24 protein-coding genes and 1 tRNA gene are annotated in these 26,339 nt (G+C 55.7%); 10 read left to right on the top strand and 15 right to left on the bottom strand.

Annotated features, from left to right (window positions below; genetic code table 11):
* Window positions 1-20 precede the first annotated feature (20 nt).
* The 8 genes from pheP to ADJ24_RS10965 form a co-directional block, all read right to left on the bottom strand.
* Window positions 21-1,409 carry a phenylalanine transporter gene (gene pheP / locus ADJ24_RS11000; RefSeq protein ID WP_045400812.1) on the bottom strand — a complete coding sequence of 463 codons (1,389 nt, stop codon included), beginning with the start codon at window positions 1,407-1,409 and terminating at the stop codon, window positions 21-23.
* 103 nt (window positions 1,410-1,512) lie between these two features.
* The gene (locus ADJ24_RS10995; protein ID WP_023310655.1) at window positions 1,513-3,696 is read right to left on the bottom strand and encodes a TonB-dependent receptor; all 2,184 of its coding nucleotides are present in this window, start codon (window positions 3,694-3,696) and stop codon (window positions 1,513-1,515) included.
* 185 nt (window positions 3,697-3,881) lie between these two features.
* Window positions 3,882-4,157, bottom strand: coding sequence for a DUF1471 family periplasmic protein YahO (yahO, locus tag ADJ24_RS10990; RefSeq protein ID WP_023310654.1), 276 nt, complete (start codon window positions 4,155-4,157; stop codon window positions 3,882-3,884).
* Between the two features lie 149 nt (window positions 4,158-4,306).
* Window positions 4,307-5,338, bottom strand: a complete 1,032-nt coding sequence (locus ADJ24_RS10985; RefSeq protein ID WP_023310653.1) for an ABC transporter ATP-binding protein — start codon at window positions 5,336-5,338, stop codon at window positions 4,307-4,309.
* Between the two features lies 1 nt (window position 5,339).
* Window positions 5,340-6,914, bottom strand: coding sequence for an ABC transporter permease (locus ADJ24_RS10980; RefSeq protein WP_023310652.1), 1,575 nt, complete (start codon window positions 6,912-6,914; stop codon window positions 5,340-5,342).
* Between the two features lie 24 nt (window positions 6,915-6,938).
* On the bottom strand, window positions 6,939-7,955 hold the full coding sequence (locus tag ADJ24_RS10975) for an iron ABC transporter substrate-binding protein (RefSeq protein ID WP_023310651.1): 1,017 nt from the start codon (window positions 7,953-7,955) through the stop codon (window positions 6,939-6,941).
* A gap of 355 nt (window positions 7,956-8,310) precedes the next feature.
* Window positions 8,311-9,141: a CPBP family intramembrane glutamic endopeptidase gene (locus ADJ24_RS10970; protein ID WP_048702450.1), complete on the bottom strand. Its 831-nt coding sequence runs from the start codon at window positions 9,139-9,141 to the stop codon at window positions 8,311-8,313.
* Between the two features lie 102 nt (window positions 9,142-9,243).
* A tRNA-Arg gene (locus ADJ24_RS10965) sits at window positions 9,244-9,320 on the bottom strand.
* 278 nt (window positions 9,321-9,598) lie between these two features.
* On the opposite strand from ADJ24_RS10965, the gene ADJ24_RS10960 reads away from it, so the two are divergent.
* From ADJ24_RS10960 to fimZ, 3 genes are all read left to right on the top strand, one after another.
* Window positions 9,599-10,297: an EAL domain-containing protein gene (locus ADJ24_RS10960; protein ID WP_023310649.1), complete on the top strand. Its 699-nt coding sequence runs from the start codon at window positions 9,599-9,601 to the stop codon at window positions 10,295-10,297.
* Window positions 10,298-10,321: 24 nt separating this feature from the next.
* Complete coding sequence (locus tag ADJ24_RS10955; RefSeq protein WP_023310648.1) at window positions 10,322-11,050, top strand: helix-turn-helix transcriptional regulator; 729 nt, start codon at window positions 10,322-10,324, stop codon at window positions 11,048-11,050.
* 800 nt (window positions 11,051-11,850) lie between these two features.
* On the top strand, window positions 11,851-12,483 hold the full coding sequence (gene fimZ / locus ADJ24_RS10950; RefSeq protein ID WP_023310647.1) for a fimbria biosynthesis transcriptional regulator FimZ: 633 nt from the start codon (window positions 11,851-11,853) through the stop codon (window positions 12,481-12,483).
* A 51-nt stretch (window positions 12,484-12,534) separates the two neighbouring features.
* Here the strand turns inward: fimZ and sfmF are convergent, their stop codons facing one another.
* The 6 genes from sfmF to fimA form a co-directional block, all read right to left on the bottom strand.
* Window positions 12,535-13,056: a fimbria assembly protein gene (gene sfmF, locus ADJ24_RS10945; protein ID WP_023310646.1), complete on the bottom strand. Its 522-nt coding sequence runs from the start codon at window positions 13,054-13,056 to the stop codon at window positions 12,535-12,537.
* Window positions 13,057-13,065: 9 nt separating this feature from the next.
* The gene (fimH, locus tag ADJ24_RS10940) at window positions 13,066-14,073 is read right to left on the bottom strand and encodes a type 1 fimbria D-mannose specific adhesin FimH (RefSeq protein WP_023310645.1); all 1,008 of its coding nucleotides are present in this window, start codon (window positions 14,071-14,073) and stop codon (window positions 13,066-13,068) included.
* Window positions 14,066-16,627, bottom strand: coding sequence for a fimbrial biogenesis usher protein (locus ADJ24_RS10935; RefSeq protein WP_023310644.1), 2,562 nt, complete (start codon window positions 16,625-16,627; stop codon window positions 14,066-14,068). The genes fimH and ADJ24_RS10935 overlap by 8 nt, the downstream gene beginning before the upstream one ends.
* 14 nt (window positions 16,628-16,641) lie before the next feature.
* Complete coding sequence (fimC, locus tag ADJ24_RS10930; protein WP_023310643.1) at window positions 16,642-17,334, bottom strand: type 1 fimbria chaperone FimC; 693 nt, start codon at window positions 17,332-17,334, stop codon at window positions 16,642-16,644.
* Window positions 17,335-17,368: 34 nt separating this feature from the next.
* Window positions 17,369-17,914 (bottom strand): type 1 fimbrial protein subunit FimI, encoded by a 546-nt coding sequence (gene fimI, locus ADJ24_RS10925; RefSeq protein ID WP_023310642.1) that lies wholly within the window; start codon window positions 17,912-17,914, stop codon window positions 17,369-17,371.
* 68 nt (window positions 17,915-17,982) lie between these two features.
* The gene (gene fimA, locus ADJ24_RS10920; protein ID WP_023310641.1) at window positions 17,983-18,546 is read right to left on the bottom strand and encodes a type 1 fimbrial major subunit FimA; all 564 of its coding nucleotides are present in this window, start codon (window positions 18,544-18,546) and stop codon (window positions 17,983-17,985) included.
* A gap of 310 nt (window positions 18,547-18,856) precedes the next feature.
* Between fimA and folD the strand changes: the two genes are divergently transcribed.
* The 5 genes from folD (at window position 18,857) to ADJ24_RS10895 (ending at window position 23,376) form a co-directional block, all read left to right on the top strand.
* Window positions 18,857-19,723 carry a bifunctional methylenetetrahydrofolate dehydrogenase/methenyltetrahydrofolate cyclohydrolase FolD gene (folD, locus tag ADJ24_RS10915; RefSeq protein WP_008499332.1) on the top strand — a complete coding sequence of 289 codons (867 nt, stop codon included), beginning with the start codon at window positions 18,857-18,859 and terminating at the stop codon, window positions 19,721-19,723.
* 1 nt (window position 19,724) lies between these two features.
* Window positions 19,725-19,937, top strand: a complete 213-nt coding sequence (gene ybcJ / locus ADJ24_RS10910; RefSeq protein ID WP_023310640.1) for a ribosome-associated protein YbcJ — start codon at window positions 19,725-19,727, stop codon at window positions 19,935-19,937.
* A 234-nt stretch (window positions 19,938-20,171) separates the two neighbouring features.
* Window positions 20,172-21,671: a PTS transporter subunit EIIC gene (locus tag ADJ24_RS10905; RefSeq protein ID WP_023310639.1), complete on the top strand. Its 1,500-nt coding sequence runs from the start codon at window positions 20,172-20,174 to the stop codon at window positions 21,669-21,671.
* A gap of 86 nt (window positions 21,672-21,757) precedes the next feature.
* Window positions 21,758-22,774: a Mal regulon transcriptional regulator MalI gene (gene malI / locus ADJ24_RS10900; RefSeq protein WP_023310638.1), complete on the top strand. Its 1,017-nt coding sequence runs from the start codon at window positions 21,758-21,760 to the stop codon at window positions 22,772-22,774.
* Window positions 22,775-22,848: 74 nt separating this feature from the next.
* The gene (locus tag ADJ24_RS10895; protein WP_023310637.1) at window positions 22,849-23,376 is read left to right on the top strand and encodes a metal-dependent hydrolase; all 528 of its coding nucleotides are present in this window, start codon (window positions 22,849-22,851) and stop codon (window positions 23,374-23,376) included.
* Between the two features lie 89 nt (window positions 23,377-23,465).
* Here ADJ24_RS10895 and cysS read toward each other — a convergent pair whose 3' ends face one another.
* A complete protein-coding gene (cysS, locus tag ADJ24_RS10890) occupies window positions 23,466-24,851 on the bottom strand; it encodes a cysteine--tRNA ligase (protein WP_023310636.1) in 1,386 nt (461 codons plus the stop codon).
* 174 nt (window positions 24,852-25,025) lie between these two features.
* Between cysS and ppiB the strand changes: the two genes are divergently transcribed.
* Window positions 25,026-25,520: a peptidylprolyl isomerase B gene (ppiB, locus tag ADJ24_RS10885; RefSeq protein WP_023310635.1), complete on the top strand. Its 495-nt coding sequence runs from the start codon at window positions 25,026-25,028 to the stop codon at window positions 25,518-25,520.
* 3 nt (window positions 25,521-25,523) lie between these two features.
* On the top strand, window positions 25,524-26,246 hold the full coding sequence (gene lpxH, locus ADJ24_RS10880; protein WP_023310634.1) for a UDP-2,3-diacylglucosamine diphosphatase: 723 nt from the start codon (window positions 25,524-25,526) through the stop codon (window positions 26,244-26,246).
* Window positions 26,247-26,339: the final 93 nt, after the last annotated feature.

Here is a 26,339-nt window from a genome sequence, read left to right as displayed (position 1 = left end):
GGGAGAGGGAGAAAACCGCGCTACTTTTTGCGGGAAAGCTTAAACGCCACAAACAGGAAGATAACCCACACCGGCAGCAGCATCGCCGAAAGGCGCATCTCATCCATGGTGCACATCAGCACCAGAATCAGCCCCAGGAAAGCGATACAGATATAGTTCCCCGCCGGATAGAGCAGCGCTTTGAACTGCGTATCGCGTCCCTTGCGGCGCATCGCGGCGCGAAAGCGCAGGTGCGCCAGGCAAATCATGATCCAGTTCAGCAGCAGCGTAGCGACAACCAGCGCCATCAGCAGGCCAAAGGCCTCTTTCGGCAGCAGATAGTTAATCAGCACCACCAGCGAGGTGATAGCACCAGAAAGGAACAAGGAATTCACCGGCACGCCGCGACGGCTGACGCGGGTGAGGAACTTCGGCGCGTTGCCCTGCACGGAGAGGCCGAACAGCATGCGGCTGTTGGAGTAAACGCCGCTGTTATAGACCGACAGAGACGCCACCAGAATGACGAAGTTCAGCGCCGAGGCCACCACGTTGCTGTTCAGATCGTGGAAAATCATCACGAACGGGCTGCTGTCGGACTTCACTTCCACCCACGGATAGAGCGCCAGCAGCACCACCAGCGAGCCGATGTAGAACAGCAGAATACGGTATACCACCTGGTTGACCGCTTTTGGAATGCTTTTATGCGGGTCGCGCGCTTCCGCGGCGGTAATGCCAATCAGCTCTAGTCCACCGAAGGAGAACATGATCACTGCCAGGGAGAGAATCAGCCCTTTCCAGCCGGTGGCGAGGAAGCCGCCGTGCTGCCACAGGTTGTCGATCGTGGCGCGCTCGCCGCCGTGGCCGGAGAAGAGCAGCCACAGGCCAAAGCCGATCATCCCGATAATCGCCAGCACCTTGATCAGCGCAAACCAGAACTCGGTTTCGCCATACAGGCGCACGTTGACGAGGTTAACGGCGTTAATAATGATGAAGAAGGCCGCCGCCCAGATCCACGTCGGGACGTCCGGCAGCCAGTACTGCATGTAAATGCCTGCGGCGGTCAGCTCCGCCATCCCCACCAGCACGAACATCACCCAGTAGTTCCAGCCGGAGAGGAAGCCTGCAAACGGGCCCCAGTATTTATAAGCAAAGTGCGCGAAGGAGCCTGAAACCGGCTCTTCAACAACCATCTCGCCAAGCTGGCGCATGATCAGGAAGGCGATAATCCCGGCGATACCGTAACCCAGCAGCACCGCCGGGCCAGCCATCTGAATAGCGGGGCCGATGCCGAGAAACAGCCCGGTACCGATCGCGCCGCCAAGGGCAATTAACTGAATATGTCGATTTTGCAAACCACGTTGCAGCGTCGGATTCTGATCCGACGAGGCTTCAGCGCTACCATGGCCTGAAGCGGATGACGCGTCTTTCACGTCCTACCCCTGTCTCATTTTTAGAAGGGGCACGTTTTAACACTTCATGCTGGAGGTAGCAAGGGATTGGGGCATCCCTGCCCCGGATAACGAGATGGAACGCTTAAAACGCGTAGCCAACCGAGACCTTAAAGGTGCGCGGTTCGCCCTGCGTAATATAGGTACCGGAATCGTCCACGCTGGCCCAGTAGTTTTCATTGGTGACGTTGTCGATGCCCGCGCGAACCGTCATCTGGTTTTCATTGCGGTTCACCGCGAAGCGATAGCGCACTCCCAGATCCAGCGTGGTGTAGCTGTCCAGCTTTTTGGTGTTTGCCAGGTCAGCGTACTGCGCGCCGGAATGGTTCACGCGGGCGGTGGCGGTCAGGCCGTCAACCGGCTTGATATCGTACTCTGCACCCAGCACGGCGTAAAAGTTCGGAATCCCGATCGCATCGTTACCCTGATTCACGCCATTTTTGGTTTTGGTCAGCTCGGCCTGCAGCCAGGTGGCGCTGGCGTTCAGGCGCATCCCCAGCGCGGGCTCGCCGAAGACGTTCAGCTCCACGCCACGGTTTCGCTGCTCGGCATCCAGGCCGTAATGGCCGCTGTCGTCGAGGATCGCCGACGGCATTTTGATCTCAAACAGCGCAAGCGATCCGCCCACGCGGCCGAAGTCCGCCTTCACGCCCACTTCGTTCTGCTTAGAGTGAACGATACCGGTGCTCTGGCCGTAGTTGGTGGCGGTGTTAGGTGCAGTTTTGCCCGGCTGCAGCGCTTCGGTGTGGTTTGCATAGAGGGAAATCTCCTCCCACGGCTTGTAGACCACGCCGTAGGTGGGCATCCAGCGGCTGCCGTCGAAGCCGTCCGCCGCGTTTTCCGCACCGGTAACTTTGTTATATCCGCGAACGACCACTTTCTGATGGCGGGCGCCTGCGGTGAACAGCAGCTTGTCGTCCAGCACGCCCAGCGTATCGCTAAGCAGCCAGCCCTGGGTACGGGTGCGCCCGCTGGTCAGCGGATCGCTGTACTTTCCGCCGGAACCGTTCAGGTTGGTGCTGTCCGGCATATCGACGCCGGTGTTGTGGTAGATGTTGGTGGTCGGATTATCCTTCGCCGCCGACATTTTCCACGCGATTTTTTCGTTTTTGGTCATCGCCGAATAGCCAACGTTGACCTTGTGCGAGACGAAGCCCGTAGTGAAGTTACCGCGAACGCCCGCCATGCCGCTGACGGAATCGCTGATGCGGTTGGTATCAAGACGGCTGACCGTTGCCTTGCCGCTTTTATCCACCAGCTTCGGCGCGCTGTAGATGCCTTCCTCGTGCGCGTGCTGCGCGCCAAGACCGGTATAGGCCGTCCAGCCGTCGGTGATGTCGTACTCGCTGCGCCACATCCCAAATTCGTTTTCGATATTGCTGTAGGCCCACTTCTGCGAGAAGTTACGATCGTTTTTCGGCGGCTCGGGAACGAAATCCACCGCGGAAATATTGACGCTGGTCGGGCTGCCGTGGAAGGTTTTCTTCTGATAGCCCAGATCCAGCGAGGTGCGGAAGCGGTCGCCAGCGTAATCCAGGCCCGTAGAGAGCAGCGTGGTGCGGCGGCGGTCATTCGGTATGCCGGTTTCCCCTTCGCGATGAACCAGGTTCACCCGCGCGCCGAACTGGTCGCTGTCGCCGTAGCGACGGCCCGCATCAAGCGTAGTTCCAATCTGGGAATCCGAGGTGTAGTCTACGCCGACTTTGGCCTGCGGGAGTTCGCCCGCGTGTTTTGGCTCAAGGTTGATCATCCCGCCCACGCCGGAGCTTGCCGCGCCGTTCATCAGCGAGTTGGCCCCTTTGAAGATCTCGATGCGGTCAACCATCTGGGTATCCACCACCTGGCGCGGCAGCACGCCGGACAGACCGCCAAATGTCATGTCGTCGCCGTCGAACTTCAGGCCGCGGATGCGGTAGGTCTCCGCACTGTTGCCGTATCCCTGAACGAACTGCACGCCCGCGTCGTTCGCGACGACATCGGCAATGGTTTTCGCCTGCTGATCTTCCACCAGCTTCGAGGTGTAGCTGATGATGTTGAACGGCACGTCCATGGCGTTCTGCTGGCCCAGCATCCCCATGCGCCCGCCGTTCGCCACCTGCCCGTCAAGAAAGGCAGGTACCAGCTGGTCGCCGCCGGGTTTGAAATCGCTGGCTGGTGCAGCCTGGACAACGAGGGTGTCCTCTTTTTGATCGTCCGCCGCAATGGCGGAATGTGTCGCCGCGCCAACGGCGAGCGCCAGCAGCGTTTTGTGCATGATGGTGTTGTTCATCGTTAACTCATTTTAAAGTGCGCGCAAAAATGACCCGTTGTCGGGCCTTAGAATATGTTGAATGCAATGCAAATGAGAACTATACGCATTATCCATGCATTGGCAAGCGTAACCGCGTTCATGAGGAGAATTGGCGAGATAAGAGGGGGAACGGCCACCCCGCTTCGGGGGTGGCTGCAATGACGTTATTTTTTCTTGTAGATATTGGCCGTACCGTGAATTTTATTGTTGGTGTTCCCTGACGTGAGCACCAGAACATCCGCGCCTTTCTTATCGGCTTTCTCAATCAGTTCTTTTTTCGCATCATCCACCGATACTTCATTCGAGGTGTTTACCGTACCGATTTTTTTATATTGAGATGCAACTTTTTTGAACTCGCTTTTAGTAAGTAGCTGTGCAGCAAATGCATTGGTCGTAAACAGTAACGCCGTTCCCAACAAAATAGCAGTCGTCTTTTTCATAACCTTTTTCCTTGAGATTAATCAGCAATTACGAAAAACCTCACGCAGTGTGGTGAGGTTTTATGAGCATGGTAGAGAATCTCAGGAATTGCCATACGTTCGGGAAAAATCTTTTATAACAACCCGTTGCATGAAATTACTAACGAATATTAAGAATATTCGAATACCCGCGCGGTGCCAGCAATATCAACGCGTACCGCCGTGCCCGGGTTCCATCCTGGCTGGCTTACGGTCTTCAGAATCACCGGCTGCTGCTGTCCGGCCAATCCCAGGGTGAGCGTCGACAGCTGGCCGGTGAAGTCCACGTCGAGAATCGAGATCGGACTTTCATCCGCTGCACATGCCGTCACGCGTAATTGTTCAGGGCGCATCATTACCCTGCCCTGTCCTGTCGCATGCGCGTTGTCCGTCGGCACTTCACCCAGCGCGCACACGGCATACCCGGCAGCGAGCTGAGCAGGCAGGATCACGGCATCGCCAAGAAACAGCGCCGTCTCTTCGTCAACCGGACGGGTGTAAACGTCATAAGGCGTACCGACCTGCGTGAAGCGCCCGGAGCGCATGACGGCAACCTGCGTGGCAAAGGACAACGCTTCGTTCTGATCGTGGGTGACCAGAATCGAGGCCACGCCCGCTTCGGCCAGCAGATCGGCCGTTGCCTTACGCGTCGTGGCGCGCAGGCCGGTATCCAGAGCCGAGAACGGTTCATCCAGCAGCATCAGTGAAGGCCGCTGGGCCAGCGCACGGGCAAGGGCCACGCGCTGCTGCTGTCCGCCGGAAATCTCGTGGGGCCAGTGAGTTGCGAGCTGCCTGTCCAGAGAAACCATCTCCATCAGCGCCTCAACGCGCTGGCGTTTCTCGTGGCGGGTGCCGTCCAGCCCCCAGGCGATGTTGTCTGCCACATTGAGGTGCGGGAACAGCGCACCCTCCTGAGGCACAAAACCAATCCGGCGCAGGTGGGCGGGAACAAAACTGTTTTCATCGAACAGCGTTCTCCCCTGCATGACAATGCGCCCGGTGTCAGGCGTTTCGAACCCGGCAAGAATACGCAGCAGCGTGGTTTTCCCCGACCCGGACGGCCCGACAATCGCCGTCCTGCTCCCCGGCGCCACGCTCAGGTTTAAGCTCTCGAGCACCTGCACATCAGAAAACGATTTAGAAATGGCGGTTAATTCAAGCATGTCATAGCCCTGCAATTTTTTTCGACTGCATATAGAGAATGGCGGTCAGCGGGAGTGAAATCAGGATCATCAGCATCGCGTAAGGCGCGGCAGCAACATAGTCAATTTCACTGGTCAGCGCCCAGAATCCGGTGGAGAGCGTGCGCGTGCCCAGCGGAGAGAGCAGCAGCGTGGCGGTCAACTCGTTGCTGACGCCGAGGAAAACCAGCGCGGCACCCGCCGCCGCGCCCGGCGCGGCCAGCCGCATCGTGACGCTCCAGAGCGCCTTCGCGGGCGTGCTGCCCAGGCTGCGCGCCACGTTTTCCAGCTCAACCGGCGCCTGCGCAATCCCCGCCCGCAGGTTGATGAGCGCGCGGGGCATAAACATCAGCAGGTAGGCAAGGAACAGGGTAATTTCCGTCTGGTAAATGGGACGGGCGTAATGAATGGTGACGGTGACCAGCGCCAGCGCCGTGACGATGCCCGGCAGCGAGCTGGTGATATAGATGCACCCTTCAAGCATCCGGAAGATGCGATGCGGATAGCGGATACCCAGCCACGCGATGGGGATCACGCACGCGGTCGTCAGAAGCGCACCGCCCACGCCGAGCATCAGCGTCTGGCGCAGCGAATGCCAGAGATCGGCACTCATCCAGTTTTGCACGCCGCCGAGCCAAATCCAGCGACACAGGACAACTAGCGGCACGCCCAGCGCCAGAACGATCAGCACGATGAAAAACAGCTGGCCCAGCGCTGCGGCCGCAGGCTTCAGCGGCCAGCGTTTCTGCTCGCGCGCGGCCCCGGCGCCAATGCGCGCGTAGCGTGCTTTTCCGCGCGTCACGCCCTCCAGCATTAATATAGCCAGACAGCACAAGGCCAGCACGCCCGCCAGCATGTTCGCCGCCGGGCCGCTGAAGGTAGACTGGAACTGGTCATAAATTGCCGTGGTGAAGGTATCAAAGCGGATCATCACGTACAGGCCATATTCCGCCAGCAGGTGCAGCGCCACCAGCAGCGCGCCGCCGCAGATAGCCAGCTTGAGCTGGGGCAGCACCACGCGGAAAAAGACCCGCCACGGCGGCGTACCGAGCGAAGCGGCGACATCTTCAAGCGTCGGGTCAAGGCGACGCAGCACCGCCGCAACCGGCATATAGATAAACGGATAGTAGGCAAGTACGGAGAGGAAAATGCCCGCGGAGAGCCCGTGCATGGACGGGACAGCGCTCACCCAGGCATAGCTTTGCACAAACGCGGGGATCGCCAGCGGGGCGACCGCCAGTGCGGACCAGATCCCTCGCCCGGCAAGCTGCGTGCGCTCCGTGAGCCAGGCGATTGCCACGCCCGTCACGATACACAGCGGAACCGCTAAAGCCGTCAGCCACAGCGTGTTGCTGAGCAGCTCAGCAACACGCGGGCGAAACACCAGCGCCTTAATGGTTTCCCAGCCGGTCTCAATGCCAATGGCAATGATAAAACCCAGAGGCAGAAGCGCCATTAATGAAAACAACACAGCTAACGCCACCATCGGCAGTGCAGGACGCCTGCGGGCAGGCTCCTGCACTCTGTTTTTTCCGATGTCGAGACTCAGACCAGACATAAGACGTTCACTTTACTCTCAGGATCACAGCAGGCCGGCTTGCGTCATAAGCTCGATAACTTTTTTACTGTTAAGCGTCGAAGGTTCAACTTTCGGTGCATCAAGATCTTTTAGCGGGACCAGTTTCGGGTTTGAGGCCGCGTTCACGCCCACCGCATACTCAAAGGCGTTGTTAGTACGCAGGCTTTCCTGACCTTCTTTACCGGTAATGTATTTGATGAAGGCCTGCGCCTGCGCTTTATGCTTGCTGGATGCCAGCACGCCGCCGCCGGAGAGGCTCACAAACGCGCCCGGATCCTGGTGTTTGAAGTAGTAGAGCTGGGTATTTTTGCTGTTTTCACCGGTTTTGGACTGATCGACAAAACGGTAGTAGTGATAAATCACGCCGCCATCAATCTGACCGGCATTGACCGCTTTCATCACGGTGCTGTTGCCTTTATAGGCAACGAAATTGGCTTTCATCGCCTTGAGCCATTCCAGCGTGGCCTTCTCGCCTTTCAGCGCCAGCATCGCGCTCACGATGGCCTGGAAATCCGCGCCTGACGGTGATGCCGCCCAGCGGCCTTTCCACTCGGGCTTTGCCAGATCCATCAGCGATTCAGGCAGCTGCTGTTCGTTCAGTTTTTCCGGGTTATACACAAACACCGTGCTGCGGGCCGCGATGCCAATCCAGCGGCCGTGCGCCGGACGATATTCTGCCGGTACCTGCTTCAGAGTGTCTGCATCCAGCGGCGCAAACAGGTTGGCGTTATCCACCAGCACCATTGAAGGCGAGTTCTCCGTGAGGAATACGTCTGCCGGGGACGCGCTGCCTTCCTGAACCAGCTGGTTACCCAGTTCGCTGTCATCACCATTACGCAGAGTGACCTTAATGCCGGTGTCTTTGGTAAAACCGTCAACCCACGACTTCACCAGGTTTTCGTGCTGCGCGTTATAAACAACGATACCTTCGCTGTTATCGGCGGCAACCGCTTGTACGGAAAGGAAAAGAGATGAAGACAACAAGGCAAGCGAGAAGCAGGACAGCAGGCGAGAATTCATGAACATATCCTTAATAGACCAACGTGATTAACGACTCATAGCTTTGTGGGACAGGATTAAAGCATACAACAACGCTAATGATAATTAGTATCAATCCAGTTTAGGCGTAAAAGTGTAAAATTTCTTTTTAGAAGATTTTAGAATGATAAAAATCCAAATTTTAATGAGAGATAATTTTTAGATTAAGAAAACCTTAAGCCTGCTTAAAATGAAATTGATTAGCCTTCTATTCATTATGACGCGAAGGTAAATCTGTTATTCCTGCGCCCGGAAGATATAAAAGCCCCGATTTTGCGGAGCTTTTTATGCTTATCCGGAGGTCGCTAAATTTAAAAGCCGACTAATTTAAAAAGCATCACATAACCGCATGAGGGGCATACATCGGATAGGTGAAGAACAATAAATGCACGCAGTTCAGCCCAAAATGGAATAACGTCGCAACCCAAAGCCTGCCGCTCCACATCCACGCCAGACCGTAAATAATGCCGGAGAGGCTGGCAAAAATAATCAGTAGTAAACCGCCGCTATAATGCATCAGTCCAAAGATGACTGAGGCAATCAACAGCGCGACAACAGGATGAATAATCCGGGACAAGCGTTGCTGCAGGTAGCCTCTGAACAAGACTTCCTCAGCCAAAGAGACGAAAAAAATATTCGCAAGGGCAAATTGAGCGAACCATTCTGGCGCATGCGGCTCAATTCTAAGTCCACCCAACGCAACAGCCAGAAGTAACAGCGCGGGTATCGCAAGAACCAATATTCCCCAGCCGACCTTGCCAGCTTGATAGAGGGGCTTTGCTACGAATAACGTTGGCATGCACGTAATTAAAAAGAACGGCACCACTGCCTTGTCCATATTAAAGTACATACTGAACGGTATGCTTTGCGGACCAACGACGACAGCATCCAGCACCTTGGGGTTATGAAAACCCGGGATCACATGCAAAACCAGGGCAACGGCGATGGCCACGCACAGGCCTTCGACCAGATATGTATATTTATTATTTTTATTACGTAGCCATTCAACAGCAGACCAGCCAACAACGATTGATGCAATAACCAGCAGCGCCGGAGCGTAAAGAATACTCTGTTTCCAGCCGAGAAATGCCGTTAATCCCAGAATCAGGTAAGCCAGGCTTTTATTAAGGGAGAGTGCGGCAAGCGAAGTTGCGAGTAGATACCACATAAATGTCCTTCTTGACCGGTAAATTTTAGGGGCGATGTCCCAAATATGTCCCACAGCGGAAATCAGGAGGATGTGAAAGAGGCATAACTCTATGAAATGAAATGGCACGCCCTGTAGGATTCGAACCTACGACCTACGGCTTAGAAGGCCGTTGCTCTATCCAACTGAGCTAAGGGCGCACTGATATGCGTGTACTTCGCGGTGGTGAAACGCGAAGAATTATACGGTCAATGGCAAGTGAGTCAATGTCTTTTCCGCTTTACACGGCAATTACCACTAGCCGATTGTAAATACGGCTATTTTCTCAACATTTCGCCCTGTTTCACCGTAAAATTTGGCGCTGCGAAAAGGCTTAGTTGCATTTAAGTAACGCCTGCTGTTTTCCTGAACGTCAGCTCGTCACACTAGAGTCAGGTATCCCGGCCGCCTGGAGGCTGGCAGACAACAGGACAATGGAGTGACAGCGCAAAACCTGATCGATACGCCCCCCCGGTTACAGTACATTTCTCAGGACATCGTCGGCATTAAGCTTGAGCCCATCGTCGCCCTTTCCTCCTTGCGCCTGGTTGGCGTGGAGGTACTTAGCGTTCTGTCCGACACGCGGCACAGCGAGGACTTTTTTTGCGAACGGTCCGCAGACTGGTCGATAGCGCTGCTTGAAGCGCAGCTTGGCGCGTTAAAAAATGCGCCGCACGGTCATAATCTTTTTATTAATCTGCCGATAACCGTCCTGACAGAGACAGCCTCTTTTCAGCGACTTATCCGGTTGCCAGACGTGTCGCTCAATATTGAGATTGTCGATCTCGCGTCCTTTTTAGCGCTGACCCTCGTCGAGAAGCAGCATGTCGTTCAAAATTTGCGGCAACTTAGCAGACAGGGACACGCAATCTGGCTTGATGACGTGGATGACGTCACCGTGCAGTCGTTTTTATCCTGCCGACTCCCGTTAAGCGGCATCAAAATAGATAAGGAAGCATTCTGGCGTTTACGCGACACCCCTGCGCTGAGGCAACTGGTTTCCCTTTGCTTTCAGCTTGCCGGGAAAGTGCTTATTGAAGGTATTGAGACTGAACGCGATCGTACCTGGGCACTGCAGGCAGGCGCAGACCTCGGCCAGGGATATTACTGGCCGTCCTGGACATGGCCGGAGGATTAAAAAGCCATTTCCAGGAGGGAGACCATGCGAATGACAGTGCGCCGTTACCGGCGGCGGCGTACAGGAAGTGATGCACTGGGATTTACGCGCTCACCTTTTGCTCCCCCCTTTTTCGACCGGCTCGAATTTTTGAGCCAGTCTATCAGCCAGCCCCGCAAAACCGACGCCCCGTTTATCCTTCTGGTGACGGAGGATCACTACCTGCGCACCGGTTTTCTCAACGCCCAGTTTCCCCTGAGCAGCTGCTGCGACTACGCCACGCTGGACGACGCCCTTATCGCTCAAACGCAGTGGCCTTCAGCTCGCCTGGTCGTGGATATTGAAAGCCGGTCCACGGGGCTTCTGGAGAAACTGGATCAGTTGAGACGGCATAGCCTGTTTCCTCCGTTCCTGACGCCCTGGCTGCTGGTCCGGGCCGATAATTACGATACCCGCCTCTTCTGCAAAGCGGCGGGTCCCTTTCATGTGCTCGAACGTCAGCTGAGCGCCGCTGCGCTCCAGCACAGCCTGTTGGATACCCTACCTCCGCTGGGTACCGAGAAAGACTGGTTCTCGCGCAACGAATGGCCCATCCTGCAGGAGCTTTCCCGGGGCAGGACATTGCGTCAAATTGCCCTTATGCAGAATCGCCCCTATAGCCGCATTATCTATCGTCTCAGCTGCATCCTCCTAAAGCTGGGGCTAAGCCATCGCCAGGAATTGCTCCATCTTCTTAATAACCTCTCAGACTGCACGTTTTCACTTACCTCCTAACCCCTTATTTCCTAAAGCGGTTTAAGAATTTACTTACCACCTGCGTTGCGAAAATGTTAATTTTTAACAATAAAATCGAATTTATAACTATTCCTAATTTATGGGCGCGAACCTTGTGAAATGCCACAAATTAGCGGAACGGCAGCACTTTCCTCCATCCGTTAAGCGAATGCAGAAGGCGTTAACAAGATGATAATGATGTAAAAACAAGCAGCTTAACGACAACTGCCAGGAGTAAAAAGCGAAGCGGGCAGCATGTTCTCCTGTGCAGGAGATGCGGGTCTTCGGGTAAACCTGGGTGCTTTCAGATGAAGGTCTGACGGCCTGCGAGGGCAATTTTTAACCTCACGTTTGCGGGTTCGTCCCTTTCAAAGAGGCGTATTTTTGTTAACAATTGATCAACATACAGCGATATCTGTTATTTTTTGTTATTACATAAAGATGAAAATATGCGGTAAATGGGATAACAGGACATTTCCGCTATTTTTAAAAAAATAGCGATTCATATCCAGAAGATAATACAAACCAATACCCTCATATTAATTTACAGGGTTTTCGGAAAAAACTTACCCTGTATAATAAGATGCGTATCAAATCTGAATAAGAAAAACCTTTTTGCCAACACCAGCCTAATGAGATGACCGCGCTGAGGCATAGTTCTTTTCATTACGTAAACAAGGATGCTTTCGCTCTTCCCAGGGAAATACTACGGTACAGGGATCTGCACATTATATCCTTCCGGCATTTCGAGAGTTTTACCAAACTCTGTATAACGCTTTTAACAATCTGAGGCATTAAAAATGAAACCGGCATCCGTTATCATTATGGACGAACATCCTATCGTCAGAATGTCGATAGAGGTCCTGCTACAGAAAAATAAGAATATCGCAGTCAAGCTCAAGTCTGGCGATAGCCATGAAGTCCTTGACTGTATCCGCAATCACCCTATCGATCTGGTGATCCTTGACATTGAACTCACGGGCACGGATGCCTTCTCTTTACTAAAGAGAATCAGGAACTTAAACAAAAACATTAAGGTTCTGTTCCTCTCGTCTAAATCAGAGTTGTTTTACGCGGGTCGCGCCATTCGCGCCGGGGCAAATGGCTTCGTCAGTAAACGAAAAGATTTGGGTGAGATCTACAACGCCGTAGAAATGATTCTGATGGGCTATTCCTTTTTCCCGTCAGAGACGTTGAACTTTATAAACCATTTGGGTTCCGGGAAAGGGATGGCAGTAGATATGCCATTATCGAATCGCGAGGTTACGGTATTACGGTATCTGGCGAATGGATTATCCAACAAGGAAATTGCTGAACAGCTGCTTTTAAGCAACAAGACCATTAGCGCGCATAAATCCAATATTTATTCCAAGCTGGGTGTGCAAAGCATCGTAGAATTAATTGATTACGCCAAAGCCCACGAACTGCTATAACCTGAATTCACTCCCTGCAGCTTATCTGAGCTGCAGGGAGTGCGGTCAGTGCTAATTATAATTAATCATGAAGGTGGCATCCGCATCAGCCCGTCCGGGCTGAGGGTTATCGGCAGTGGCAATATAATTGGCATAAAACGACAGCGTCGCATTTCCCTGTGCGTCAACCGAAACCGGCTGGCTGGCCTGCTGAAGCGCCAGGCGAGTTTTATCCGCATCCCTGATCTCAACGGCGACATGGCTTGCAGTACTGGCGTCATTCAGCGCCAGTAAGCCGCTATTGCTCCCATCAGCTTTACCCGAAAACGTAATGGACGCCGCGCCCGGCGGGCAGCCGGTCAGCTTCAGCGTAAACGGCATAGGCTGCGTGCGGCTCCCGGTGGTGCTGAGCTGTTTCGTGGGCCAGGTGCCCAGCGGGACGGCCTTGTCGCTGTCGCTGCCCTCGGCAACGCAGGTAAAATCGACGATATTGCCGTAGAGCCGAATGTTAATTTCGCCCAACGCGGTGTCCGCCTGAGCCTGGGTGCAAAGCGCAAAGAGCGCTACGGTGATAAAACGGATCCCGTTTCGCATATCGGCTCCTTAGTCGTAATCCACGCGCAGGTATCCGCGCGAGGTGAAGCGCCCTTCCGCTGGCTTATTGCCCGTCACGCTCACCGGCCAGACCCGGATCCCCACCTGAGCCTGTGCGCTGTCGTCGAGACGGAACGGAATTTTGCTTGTCAGGTTGTTGGGCGTCAGCGGCGCCCCGCTCTCGTTGGCGATGATGAACCCCACGTCCGGGTTATCCGACACCAGCACATTATCAGAGACTTTTTCCGCCTCGACGCGCATCGTCAGCATGGCGTTCGCCTCCACGTTGGTGCATTTGATGGCGATGGTTTTGCTTTGCGATGAGACCCCCTCCGGTTTGTTACCTACACCCGCCTTGCTGAACAGGGAGGCGCCAATGTCGCCGAAATCAAACTCCACCACGTTACCGGCATTGATGGCGCAGCTTTGCGGCACCTGGATGGTACCGCTGTAGCTGATGGTATAGACCGGCGTGGTGAGCGGATCGGAAGAGGTGGTGGTGACGTAAACGCGGAACATGGTGGCGCGCGGGATCACCACCATGTTAATAAAACGCCGGGTCACCTTAAGACGGAAGACCAGGCTGGAGTCCTGCACGCCAAACGGTTTGTTTTTGGAGACGTTAGGATGGCTCCCCATCTGTATATAGCTTTTTGGCGGATAAAATACGCCAGCAAAGCTGTCCGTAATTTTCATCGCCCCGTCCAGATAGTCGTTAAGCTTCAGATATTGATAGCCATCGCTCGTTCCCGTTACCGGATAATCGGTCACATAGCTGCGCTTGGTGGTATTCCCGGTCGTGCCCTTCGGGCAGACGGCATTTACCCCTACCCACTGCGATTTCTCGCTGAGCGTCACGACCTGCCCAATCTGGTTATTCGAGCTGTTGAATTTATCCGTCAGGTCGTAATGCACCTCCGTCGGCACGCCTTTTTCATTGACGCATACGGTCGCTAACGCATTTGTCGCAGGCAGTAACGCCAGAAGCGACAAGGCAAAGAGTTGGGTTTTATTCACAGCGAATCCCCTTCAGTGTGATCGCCTGCTGCAGGCTCTTTTCAGGCAAGCTGTAAGGCGCGCGACACTGGGACTGCGCCCCGTCGCCCCACTGGATCAGCAGTTCGCCTTCCAGCGGCAGCCCGCTCAGGTAAATTTGCCCGTCATCCCCCACCATGCTGGTCACGCCGCTTTTGGTTTCGCGTACCACCGCGCCGAACGGCACCGGCTGGTTGCCGCGCATCACCGTCAGCAGGGCGCGCACGCCAATGCGGGTATCAAAGCTGGCGCGTACCAGCGCGCCTTTGGTCGGTACCACGCTGCTCACGTTGTTTTCGATATCGGTGTTGTTGCTCATGGTGTTGGTATCCAGCGCCACGCGGTTGTAACGATAGACGGTGGCATACGGCATCACCGCGTAGCCTCGCCAGTCGGTTTTCACGCCGGTCTGGTTTTCAATACTGACGCCCGATGCCCCCGGCGCTTTGATCAGCACGTTGGTGTCGCCCAGCGGCTGGCTGAAGGTCACGCCGTCGGCGTGGCCGACCACCCCACCGGAGAGCTGCCAGTTGAGATCGTGCTGATCGCGGGAATAGTTGTAGCCCACGCCCAGCGTGCCGTAGGTCGCCTGCCAGTTGGCGCTGGCGCTTCCGCTTGAGCCGTTGGTGCTGGCGTGTCCCTGAGTCACGCTGTAGTTCAGGTTGCGGTCCTCCAGCAGCGTTCCGCTGACGCCGGTTTGCCAGCTTGTGTCGCCATCACTGTTTCGACTGGCGGATGCCGTAGCGTAGGCGCGGTCAATCGCGCTGTCCCGGCGATAGCCCTGGCGGGTAAAGAGGCTGAACGGCACGGAGACGTTAAACGACGCGATCCGATCGGTACCGTCTATCCCCACGGATTTGTTCCACGACCACGAGACGGAGTAGTTGATCCCCTTCACGCCGCCCGCGTAGCCCAGCTGGTACCAGAGGTTCGTCTCGTCTGTTCCCCAGTAGGTCTGCTCGCTGCCGGAGATATAGACCGAGCCGTAGTCCCCGAGAGACTGAGAAACGTTGAGCTGGAAACGGCCTTTTTTATTCCACGTCAGGTTGTGATAGCTCTGCACGTCCGGCACATCGTTATCGTTCTGGCTATCGGCATACTGATAGCCCTCCATTGAGCGCCAGGCGACATCGTCGAGGGTGTAAAACCCTTTTGTGGAGTAACGGTAGCCCAGCAGCTGGAAGTTGGTGCCGAAGCCGTTAAGGGATTTCGCGTAGAGGAAGCGCAGAGACTGGCCTTCATGCTTGCTGTCGTCCGCGAGCTGGCTGCGGGCGTGGGTGATATCGAGCGAGACCGCGCCCCAGTCGCCCAGGTTTTTCCCGGCCCCAACGGCCACCGCGGTATAGCGTGACGCCAGCTGCGTACCGCCGTAGAGCGTGTAACCGTTGGCAAGACCGGTAATCAGGGTGCCCTGAGTGAAGAACGGCGTATCCTGATCGCTGTTACCGCTGCGGTAATCCCCGGCAACGAGATCATACTTCCAGCGCCCTTCACGCTGCAGTAGCGGGACGGTGGAGTACGGCACGGTATAGCGCTGCTGGGTACCGTCTTTCTCTTCGACCGTGACTTCCAGGTCACCGCTTGAGGAGGTCGGGTTAAGATCGGTAATGGCAAATGCGCCCGGCTGCACATAGCTTTGATAGATAACGTAGCCGTTCTGGCGAACCACCACTTTTGCTGGCGTACGGGCGATCCCGCGCACGGTCGGCGCGTAGCCCTGCAGGCTGTCCGGGTACATGCTGTCAGACGAGAAGAGCCGCCCGCCGCGAAAACCCATGCTGTCGAAGACGTCATTCCCGGTATTGCTGTCGCCCAGCACCAGTTCGCTTTTAAGCGGGATGACGGTGCGCTGCGCCCAGGTGCCGATATTCTGCCACTCGCTGTGCCGCTGCCCGTTATTCTGCGTGTACCGCCATGCGCCGTTGTTACGTAAACGCCAGGCGCCATAGTTCAACCCGCTCTGCAGGTTCAGATAATAGCTGTCGTCTTCGCTTCCCCGGTTACCGGTGAAGCTGTAGTTCACCAGCGCGGCGGGAATGCCTTCATCCCACTGTTCAGGCGGAATGTAGCCCCGGGCGCTGTTTTGCAACGCCACCTGCGGCAGGCTGACGTCCAGACGCTGTGAGGCAAAGTTGAATACCGTTTCGCTGCCGGGTATGGCCGTGGTCAACGGAACGCAGGTGTCGCCCTGTACCTTAGCCAGCTCGGGAAACGCCGCGACGTTGACGCCAAAGCGATCGAGCATCGCGCGCGTAATGCACGCCGACAAACCGCCCGCCACCGGCGGCGTGTTCTCGGCCTGCTCGAAACGCACGTCCTGGGTACCGATAAACTCATCGTTACGCCAGATATCCACGCGATAAACGCCGGGTGCCTGCTGGTGTCCTTGTTCAAAACGGGACAAATCCGCCACGCTGGCGGTGTCGTCGGACAAGAAGGCCGGGTTGAAATAACTTTCGCTCCAGCCAGCCTGCGGCCAGAGCGCAGCCATCAGCGCCAGCGCAACCGGGCAGTAACGTCCCTGGTGGTTTTTCATCGCCCTGACTCTGCTCACAGGTTAACGCTACGCGCCGGAGTGATGGCACCGTAGTCATTCACGCTCTGCCAGGAAAGCGTGCCGCTGGCACCGGCTGGCAGCACCTGCTGTGCCGAGCTTTTCGGCGCAACCATCAGGTTTTCCAGCGTCTGCCCGCCCATCTTCAGATTGACGAGGGTGATGTAATACGGGGATGCGTTGCTGACCTTGAGATGGCTGCCCGCGCGCTCAAACCGCAGCTGGGAAAGCGCCTCTTCCGGCTGCATCGCCAGGTTGTTCGGGCGCACAAACAGCTTGATGCGTGAGAGGATCGCCAGCTGCAGCACGTTATTGTTTTCCGTTTTCGCTTTGTTCACCGACGGGATCGCCTTCACGTTCATGTAAAAGAGCGATTCACGATCGGCTGGCAGCGCTGGCCCGGCGTAAATAATACGCAGCGTGTTTTCACTGTTCGGCTCGCTGACAAACAGGGGGGGAGTGACGGCAAAGGTTTTTTCTTTTTGCCCGCTCGCATTTTCGATCCACGCGTTAATTAAATAGCGTTCCTGTTTGTTGCTGTTGGTGATCGCCAGCGACGTTTGCTTCGCCTCTGCGGGATAAATAACGCGCGTGGCCCCCAGCGCAATACCGCCGGAAGCATTTGCGCAGGCAGAAACCATCATCAAAATAAACGATAAAAAAAGTCCTGGTTTAATTAGGGTATTCATCACAACCGTACCTTTAATAATGTGTTCGCAGGTGTTATGGATAAATCAACGTAAACCAGACATCCGACTGAATTTTGCCTGGCTCGAGGTGTTCGGAAATAGCCCGATAGCGGGCGCTAAAATGGAACGCGAGCTCGCGGGTATCGATCGGCAGCCAGCTGACGGCCGTGGCGTTTGGGATAATCTGACGCTGCTGTTCGTCAAAGAGCGCCAGCCCCACGCCGCTGCTGACGGGCGTTTCCCCCGGCCGCGATGTCGCCAGAAAGACCTGCGGATCTTCTGCGGGCGTCACGCCCTGAAACTGGATCCCCACGGTGCGCGAAACATCAACGCTGCAGTCCAGCAGCCGCACGGTAAAAGGCACGTTAACCGTGGAAAAACTGCCCACACCGGAAAATGAATTGGTTCGGTACTGCCCCATGTCGATGCGCATATTCTGGCTGTCGGGCGCCACGGCACAGCCGCCGTTCACCAGTTCACCCCGGAGATGAACCTTGCCACCTTCGATCACCACGGTATGCGCCGATGCCGGACAAGCCATCGCAAGGGTTAACAGCAGTAGTGTTCCAGTCCTTGTCATCCTTCGTTCCTGGCATTTGCGTATGACGGGCCTCGTCCCTGAGGCCTGAACATCCCTGTGCGGAGGAATTACTCGTATTTCATTACGAAGGTGGCGTCAGCGTTCGCCTGGCCTGGCTCAGTGGTGGCAGCCGTTGATTTGTAACGCGCGGTGAACTTCAGGGTGTTCGTCCCTTCGATCAGCGTCTGCGCAGCAGAGAAGGTCGCACCGTCTGGGGTCAGAACGCTGGATTTGCTGTCGAGGATCTCGATACCCACGCCTTTCGCGGTGTTGTCGTTGTTACCGGAGGTCACGGCCAGCAGGGTTTTGTCGGTTGGGTCGATCTGACCGGTGAACGCAACAGCGGCAGTTTTGGCAACCAGCGGATCGCAATCATTCAGTTCAATGTTGAATGGAATATTAGAGGTGGTGTCGCCCACTTTGGTAAATTTCGCGGTACGATACTGGCCCAGATTAACGGTCTGCTCGGAAGAATCAGTATTTACTGAACAAGCCGCATTAACCAGCTCACCTTTAAAATGTACGGTACCGCCATTAACGGAAACCGGCGCAGCAGGATCTGCTGCATTTGCGGCACCTGCAACCAGGGCCAAAGTAGCAATAACAGTAGAAGCAATGTTGCTGAGTTTCATGTCTATTCCTTTAAAATGTAAATAACCCTTCCCGCGAATAATCGGGAATAAGAAATACGTTCAATTGATTAATTGAAAGCTTATTTCGGAGGAGACAAAGTAGCTCAGGACGCGTTTTTTAAATATGTCAAAACGCTGCCATTTCGCCAGGTCACATCCTAATACCGCCTAAGAAATTGACCATCCCCTAAGAAGGGTTTTTGCGTCTCCCTGATAAAAACGCGTAAAGGGTGACTGACAGCGACGCTCGCTTCTGACAAAATACACGCCATCCCCCCTTTCAAACGTTACAGACGGAATCTTCTCTCTGATGGCAGCAAAGATTATTGACGGTAAAACGATTGCGCAGCAGGTGCGCTCTGAGGTCGCGGAAAAAGTGAAGGCGCGTAAAGCTGCCGGAAAACGCGCCCCCGGGCTGGCCGTTGTGCTGGTTGGCAGCAACCCGGCATCGCAAATTTATGTCGGCAGCAAGCGCAAAGCGTGTGAAGAGGTGGGCTTCGTCTCCCGCTCTTACGATTTGCCGGAAACCACCAGCGAAGCAGAACTGCTGGAACTTATTGACACCCTGAATGCCGATAAAGAGATCGACGGTATTCTGGTTCAGCTGCCGCTGCCTGCAGGCATCGACAACGTGAAGGTGCTGGAGCGTATCGCACCGGATAAAGACGTGGACGGTTTCCATCCGTACAACGTTGGCCGTCTGTGCCAGCGCGCGCCGCGCCTGCGCCCGTGTACGCCGCGCGGCATTGTAACGCTGCTGGAGCGCTATAACATCGACACCTACGGTCTGAACGCCGTGGTTATCGGTGCCTCCAACATCGTGGGCCGCCCGATGAGCATGGAGCTGCTGCTGGCGGGCTGCACCACCACCGTGACCCACCGCTTCACCAAAAACCTGCGTCACCATGTCGAGAACGCCGATCTGCTGATCGTCGCGGTCGGCAAGCCGGGCTTTATTCCGGGCGAGTGGATCAAAGAGGGCGCGATTGTCGTGGACGTTGGGATTAACCGTCTGGAAAACGGCAAAGTGGTCGGTGACGTAGTGTACGAAGACGCCGCGGCTCGCGCCTCTTACATTACCCCAGTACCGGGCGGCGTAGGCCCGATGACCGTAGCAACGCTGATTCAGAACACGCTGCAGGCGTGCGAAGAATATCACGACGTAGAGGACGCGTAAGATGGCGACTTTTTCATTAGGTAAACACCCGCACGTTGAGCTGTGCGATCTGCTGAAGCTGGAAGGCTGGAGCGAAAGCGGCGCGCAGGCGAAAATCGTGATCGCCGACGGGCGAGTAAAAGTCGACGGCGTGGTAGAAACGCGCAAGCGCTGCAAGATTGTCGCGGGTCAGACCGTGAGCTTTGAAGGCCAGAGCGTAACCGTTACGGCCTGAGCCGTTTTATGCCTTTACCCCAACCCTCTCCCACAGGGAGAGGGGATATTAAATCCCCTCACACCCATCGCGGTTATTTATCGATCAACTTCAAATAATCACTATTTCATCTGTTGAAATATGAAAATTCTGTTGCGCGTTTTTCACTCTTTGCCCACGATAAGTAGAACGTTCTACTAAAACGTTCTACTTACAATAACAGCGCCAAAAAAGCGCTACTCGGGGGAAATCAGCATGAGTCTGATATCAGGGTTTGTTAAATCGCTGTCTAAGTTATCGATGATTGGTCGCGCCTTAATGCTGCCAATTTCACTGCTTCCCGCTGCGGGCCTGCTGCTGGCCTTCGGCGATAAGTTCCATCTGCCGCTGATGATGAACGCGGGCGGGGTTATCTTTGATAACCTGCCGATGCTGTTTGCCATTGGCTCCGCCGTGGGTCTGGCGTCAGAATCCGGTATCGCCGCGCTGTCTGCGGCGGTATCGGTGTTTGTCACGAATATCACCATCAGCACCGTGCTGAGCATCACGCCGGAAATGGCCTCCCAGGGAGGGAAATACGCCATGGTCGTCGGCATCCCGACGCTGCAGATGGGCGTCTTCGGCGGCCTGATCTGCGGTATTCTCGCGGCCTGGTGCTATAACCGCTTCCACACCATGCAGCTGCCGGAGTTCCTGGGCTTTTTCTCCGGCAAGCGCTTCGTGGCCATTGCAACGGCGTTCCTCTCGTTCCTGATGGGGCTGCTGCTGCCGTACGTGTGGCAGCATATCCAGGCCGGTATCGACGCGCTCTCCGTGGTGGTTAACGGCGATAATCAGGCGGCGTCGACCTTTATCTTCGGTCTGGTAGAGCGCGCGCTGATCCCGCTCGGCCTGCACCACATCTGGTATCCGTCCTTCTGGTATTCGTTCGGGGATTACACCACCCAGGCAGGACAGGTGATCCACGGCGACCAGACCATCTGGTTCAAGATGCTGGAAGAAGGAGTGAAATCCTTCAGCAGCGACACCTACCAGAATGCCGGTAAATTCATGCAGGGCGAATTCCCGCTGATGCTGTTCGCGCTGCCCGCCGCGTGCCTGGCGATGTATCACGAAGCCCATACGAAGAATAAGAAAATCGCGGCCGGTATTCTGTTCTCTGCGGCGCTGACCTGCTTCCTGACGGGGATCACCGAACCGGTCGAGTTTACCTTTATCTTCGTGGCGCCGATTCTGTACGTCTTTAACGCCATCATGGCGGGCCTGGCCTACATGACCATGTATCTGCTGCATGCGCATATCGCCAAGTCCTTCTCCGCGGGCTTTATCGACTATCTGTCATTCGGGATCCTGCCGTCCTTTAACGGTTATCAGACCAACTTCCTGAATGCGATTATCATCGGCATTCCAATGGGCCTGATTTATTACTTCACGTTCCGCTTTGTGATCCGTCGTTTCGACGTGAAAACGCCGGGCCGCACTGAAGTGACCGCCAACGCGGATGATAAGTCTGATTCAGAACTCGCGACCGAGATCATTACCCTGCTGGGCGGGGCGCATAACATCGACTCCGTCGGCTCGTGTATCACCCGCCTGCGCCTGGAAGTCGCAAAAAGCGAGGTGGTAGACAGAGACGGCCTGAACGGACTCGGCGCGCGCGGCGTGGTCTTCGTCGGCGACAACGGTATTCAGGTGATTTTCGGTGCCAGAGCACAGTTTATCGCCCAGACCATGTCCACCATGATCGGCAAATAATAAGATGCCTGAACGACGCGTCTCCTGTAGTCTGGGAGACGCATTGTCGTATCTGACTGATAATCGGTGAATTTCAGGGAGCGGTTTTGAAGAAAGTCAGCATTATTGATGTCGCAAAGCACGCGGGCGTGTCGGTCTCAACCGTCTCGCTGGTTTTGCGCCAGAAAGGGAAAATCTCAGAGGCAACGATCGAGAAGGTCAACGCTGCCATCAATACGCTGGGCTATGTTCATAACGTTGCCGCTGCCAATCTCCGCGCCAATACGTCCAATCTGATTGGCCTGATCCTCCGTGACTTTAGCGACAGTTTCTCCATCAAGGTGATGGCGAGCATCGTCCAGGATCTTGAAAAACAGGGGTATATGGTTTTTCTCGGCCAGCCCCAGAACGACCATGACCATCTTGAGCGCTGCCTGCTGTCGTTTAAGCAGCAGGGCGTCGCCGGGGTTATCTATCTGGCCTCCGATACCCGCACGTCTACCCTGCCGGAGCAGATTCGCCGCTGCCCGCTGCCGCTGGTGGTGGTCTCGCAGTCGCTGCTGGATGAAAAATGCAATCTGGTGATGCGCGATAACCGTCAGGCGGCAAATCTGGCGGTGCGTTATCTTATCGAGCGCGGCCATCGCAATATCGCCTACATTGGCGGACGTGAAGGCTGCCTTATTCGCGAACAGCGCCTGCTCGGTTTTCGCAGCGCGATGACGCAGAACGGGCTGGTCTGGCGCGATGAATATTCTCCGGCCTGCAGCGATGACACCCTGGCTGCGGGTTTCGCCACCCGCCAGCTGCTGGAAAAAAACAACACCATCACCGCCCTGCTCTGCCACTCACCGGATGCCATGATCGGCTCCATCTCCGGTATTCATCAGGTCGGACGAACGGTGGGTAAAGATGTGTTTCTGACGCAGCAGGTCGCGCTGGTCGGTTTCGAAGATATGCTCCACGTTAACCTCACCTCGCCGTCATTCACCTACGTGTCGTCCGCCAGCGAAGAGACCGGGCGTCAGGCTGCCGGGCTGATTATTCGTACGCTGAAGGAGCCGACGCTGCAAACCCAGCGCATTACGCTTTCCGGGCAGCTTATCGCACGCGAGTCGGCGTAAAAATAAGAATTTGACGCGGATCTGCCGGCGCGGGATTGCTGCTATATTTCCATGATTTGCCATGGATAATCGCAATGCCTACCGTTATTACGCACGCTGCTGTTCCGCTTTGTCTGGGCTTAGGCCTCGGAACCAAAGTGATTCCTCCCCGCCTGCTGTTTGCCGGGATTGTCCTCGCCATGCTGCCGGATGCCGACGTGCTGGCGTTCAAGTTCGGCGTCGCGTACGGCAATGTTTTCGGCCATCGCGGCTTTACCCACTCCCTGCTGTTCGCCTTTGTGGTGCCGATACTCTGCGTGCTGATTGGCCGACGATGGTTCCGGGCCAGCCTGGCGCGGTGCTGGCTGTTTTTAACCGTGTCTTTGCTGTCGCACAGCCTGCTGGATTCGATTACCACGGGCGGGAAAGGCGTCGGCTGGCTGTGGCCGTGGTCAGATGAACGCTTCTTTGCGCCGTGGCAGGTCATTAAGGTCGCGCCGTTTGCGCTGTCGCGCTATACCACGCCGTACGGGCAGCAGGTGATCGTGTCAGAACTGCTGTGGGTGTGGCTGCCGGGAGTCGTGCTGATGGGGTTGCTGTGGTGGAGGAAACGTGCGCGCTGATGCCCTCACCCCGGCCCTCTCCAACGGGGAGAGGGAGAAAACCTAACAATTCCCTCTCCCTGCGGGAGAGGGTTAGGGTGAGGGGAAAATTACTTACGGCGCCAGGTGGTGCCCTGCGGGCCATCTTCCAGAATGATGCCCATCTCGGTCAGACGGTTACGCGCCGCATCTGCCGCCGCCCAGTCTTTTGCCTGACGCGCTTCCAGACGCGCTTTGATCAACGCTTCAATTTCCGCCACTTCACCGTCGTCCGCCTGCGCACCGCTCTGCAGGAACGCGTCCGGATCCTGCTCCAGCAGGCCGAGCACGGAGGAGAGCTTACGCAGATGGGATGCCAGCGCATTCGCCGCGGCCATATCTTCTAACTTCAGGCGGTTTACTTCGCGCGCCATGTCGAACAGCACGGAGTACGCTTCCGGGGTGTTGAAGTCGTCGTTCATCACCTCAACAAAGCGGGCTTCGAACGCTTCGCCGCCCGCAGCAGGAACTGATCTGTCGGTACCGCGCAGCGCGGTGTACAGACGCTCCAGCGCCGAGCGCGCCTGTTTCAGGTTCTCTTCGCTGTAGTTCAGCTGGCTGCGATAGTGGCCGGACATCAGGAAGTAGCGCACGGTTTCCGCATCGTAATACTTCAGCACGTCGCGCACGGTGAAGAAGTTACCCAGCGATTTAGACATTTTCTCGCGGTCAACCATTACCATCCCGGAGTGCATCCAGTAGTTAACGTACTCGCCGCCGTGGGCGCAGGTGGACTGCGCGATTTCATTTTCATGGTGCGGGAACATCAGGTCCGAACCGCCGCCGTGAATGTCGAAGTGCTTGCCCAGCTGCTTGCAGTTCATCGCGGAACATTCAATGTGCCAGCCCGGACGGCCTTCGCCCCACGGGGATGGCCAGCTTGGCTCGCCCTCTTTGGACATTTTCCACAGCACGAAGTCCATCGGGTTACGCTTCACGTCAACCACGTCAACGCGCGCGCCGGCCTGAAGCTGGTCCAGATCCTGACGGGAAAGCGAACCGTAGGTTGGGTCCGTCGGCACGGAGAACATCACGTCACCGTTGTCCGCAACGTACGCGTGGCCGCGTGCGATCAGCTTTTCGGTGATCTCAATAATTTCGTGAATGTGGTGGGTTGCGCGCGGCTCGCTGTCCGGGCGCTGAATATTCAGGGCGTCAAAATCTTTATGCATCTCGACGATCATGCGATCGACCAGCGCAACGAAGCTTTCGCCGTTTTCATTTGCGCGCTTGATGATTTTGTCGTCGATGTCGGTGATGTTACGCACGTATTTAAGGGTATAGCCCAGAAAACGCAGGTAGCGTGACACCACGTCGAAGGCGACAAAGGTACGGCCATGGCCAATGTGACAGAGATCGTAAACCGTAATACCACACACGTACATGCCGACTTCCCCGGCATGGATAGGTTTAAATTCCTCTTTCTGGCGCGTCATTGTATTAAAGATTTTTAACATCGAAGATTCCATGTAAACACGTGTGTGGTTGAAAACCGGCTATTCTACCCGTAATTCAAACCCGAAGCAGCACACAATGCAAGGTGATCGCATCCTGTGGTTATGCTATAACAAGCCCCTATAGATGACCCGAACGCGGGTCGACGTACCACAATAACGGAACAGGATGCAAAAATGGTTACTTTCCACACTAATCATGGCGATATCGTAATCAAAACCTTTGATGACAAAGCGCCTGAAACAGTTAAAAACTTCCTGGACTACTGCCGCGAAGGTTTCTACAACAACACCATTTTCCACCGCGTGATCAACGGCTTTATGATCCAGGGCGGCGGTTTTGAACCTGGCATGAACCAGAAAGAGACCAAAGAAGCGATCAAAAACGAAGCGAACAACGGTCTGAAAAACACCCGCGGTACGCTGGCAATGGCCCGTACTCAGGCTCCGCACTCTGCCACCGCGCAGTTCTTCATCAACGTGGCTGATAACGACTTCCTGAACTTCTCCGGCGAAAGCCTGCAGGGTTGGGGCTACTGCGTATTCGCAGAAGTGGTTGAAGGTATGGACGTGGTTGACAAGATCAAAGCCGTCGCTACTGGCCGCAGCGGTATGCACCAGGACGTTCCTAAAGAAGACGTTGTGATTACAAGCGTGACCGTCAGCGAGTAATTCGTGGCGACACTCTTTATTGCGGATCTGCATCTGCAAACAGAAGAACCGGCGATAACCGCCGGTTTTCTGCGTTTTTTACGCGGTGAAGCGAAAAGCGCCGATGCGCTGTACATCCTGGGCGACCTCTTTGAAGCCTGGATTGGCGACGACGACCCTAACCCGCTGCACCGTGAAATGGCAGCCGCCATTCACGCCCTCGTGGATTCCGGCGTTCCCTGCTACTTCATTCACGGCAACCGTGATTTCCTGATCGGCAAGCGCTACGCCCGCGAAAGCGGCATGACGCTGCTGCCGGAAGAGCAGGTGCTCGATCTCTATGGCCGCAGGGTCCTGATCATGCACGGCGACACGCTCTGCACCGACGATACTGGCTACCTGGCGTTTCGCGCCAAAGTCCACACCCCGTGGATCCAAAAGGTGTTCCTTGCGCTGCCGCTGTTTATCCGCAACCGTATCGCCGCCAGAATGCGCGCGGGCAGTAAAGCCGCCAACAGCAGCAAATCCATGACCATCATGGACGTGAACCCGCAGGCCGTGGTGAGCGTGATGGAAAAGCATGGCGTTCAGTGGTTGATCCACGGTCATACGCACCGTCCTGACGTCCATTCCCTTATCGCCAACGGCGAAGCGGCCCATCGCGTGGTGTTGGGTGCCTGGCACACCGAAGGCTCCATGGTCAAAGTCACGCCAGAGGGCGTGGAGCTGATCGCGTTTCCGTTCTAACCCCTCACACTATCATTCTATTTTTTTGAACAATATCGGCAAAATGTTTCGATTTTAATCAGCCCGTGGTCGGCTTATTATTTATCACATCAG

The sequence above is a fragment of the Enterobacter sp. 940_PEND genome (assembly GCF_001059415.1).
Taxonomy (GTDB): Bacteria; Pseudomonadota; Gammaproteobacteria; order Enterobacterales; family Enterobacteriaceae; genus Enterobacter; species Enterobacter cloacae_M.
Note: the sequence above shows the minus strand (reverse complement) of the source record. Positions and strands in the feature narration are given on the sequence as shown.